This is a genomic window from Flavobacterium aeripolare (assembly GCF_013294025.1).
Taxonomy (GTDB): Bacteria; Bacteroidota; Bacteroidia; order Flavobacteriales; family Flavobacteriaceae; genus Flavobacterium.
The window spans coordinates 1-1,189 of the sequence record NZ_JABSNL010000037.1 but is presented as its reverse complement, the minus strand read 5'-3'; the positions used below and the strand labels follow the sequence as shown (position 1 = coordinate 1,189).

At 32.2% G+C, this 1,189-nt stretch carries 2 protein-coding genes; both read left to right on the top strand.

What is annotated here, in order from left to right; all coding sequences use genetic code 11:
* Positions 1–243, top strand: a 243-nt coding sequence (locus HNQ00_RS16260; RefSeq protein WP_173839553.1) for a transposase, incomplete at its 5' end; no start/stop codon positions are given.
* On the top strand, positions 222–1,139 hold the full coding sequence (locus HNQ00_RS16255) for an IS3 family transposase (protein WP_173839554.1): 918 nt from the start codon (positions 222–224) through the stop codon (positions 1,137–1,139). The genes HNQ00_RS16260 and HNQ00_RS16255, both read left to right, overlap by 22 nt.
* Positions 1,140–1,189 lie beyond the last annotated feature (50 nt).

The window sequence follows — 1,189 nt, the reverse complement described above, 5'->3', positions numbered from 1 at the left end:
GTAGAAACCTGTCGTAAATACAGTGTTAGTACAGGAAGTTTGTATAGTTGGAAGAAGAAGCATGAGAAACAAGGAGAGGCAGGCTTAAAAGTTACTCATGACGATCGTAGCAAAGAGTTAAAGCAAGCTGAGGAAGAGAACAGAATTTTACGCAAATTATTAGCTAATAAAGAAATTGAACTAGAGATTGGACGTGAACTTTTAAAAAAAAAGTTTGGGACATCCGATCCAAGAAAGATTTAGTTGATAGTATTTGTAGCAAATATAAAATCAGTAAAAGCAAAGTCATTTGTATCTTAGGTATGAATCAAAGCAGTTATTACCGTAGGCCAAGTCTTGGCAAAAAAGGTAATAAGCCTAGTGTCTTTACTTATAATAAGTCCAAGGGAATGGTGAGTCAAGAAACTGTTATTGCATCAGTTAAAGAGATTTTAAGCCATGAATTTATAGACTGCGGATACCGCTTAATGACTTCTTACTTACATCGAGAAGGATATACGATTAATCACAAAAAGCTATACCGAATTATGAAAGAAGAAGGCTTATTAAAACTCGAAAATAGGATAAACAGGAGTGGTTCTGGGCGTAAGTTTGTAAAATATAGAAAGGTTATTACTGTTAGGCCATTTCAGTGTATAGAAATGGATATTAAGATGGTTTGGATTCCTAGTGTAGGTAAAAATGCCTACTTACTATCAATCATAGACGTTCATACCCGTAGAATTTTAAAAGATTATTTTTCTTTTTCAATAAAGCAAAACAAAGTAATAACATTTCTTTCTGATTTATTTTTAGAATACCAATACCCTGAAAACGTAGTTATTAGAAGTGATAATGGAAGTCAATTTATTGCCAAAAGTGTTCGTGAATACCTAGGCATCATAGGTGTTCAGCAAGAATTTACACATGTAGCCACACCTGAAGAAAATGCACATATTGAAGCTTATCATGGAATTCTAAAAAAAGAAGTGTTCCAAAGGGTTGATTATAGAACTTTTGGAGAAATAGAACAGATATTAAAAAGGTATGTGATTTTCTATAACAATACTAGGATACATGGGCTATTAGGACGTATTACACCAATGGAAAAATGGAACCAGGATAAACATCTAATTTTAATGGAAAAATTAACAGCATAATTAATAATCGAAATTTAGAATAATACTCTTGTTTTATAGGGGTCAAAACA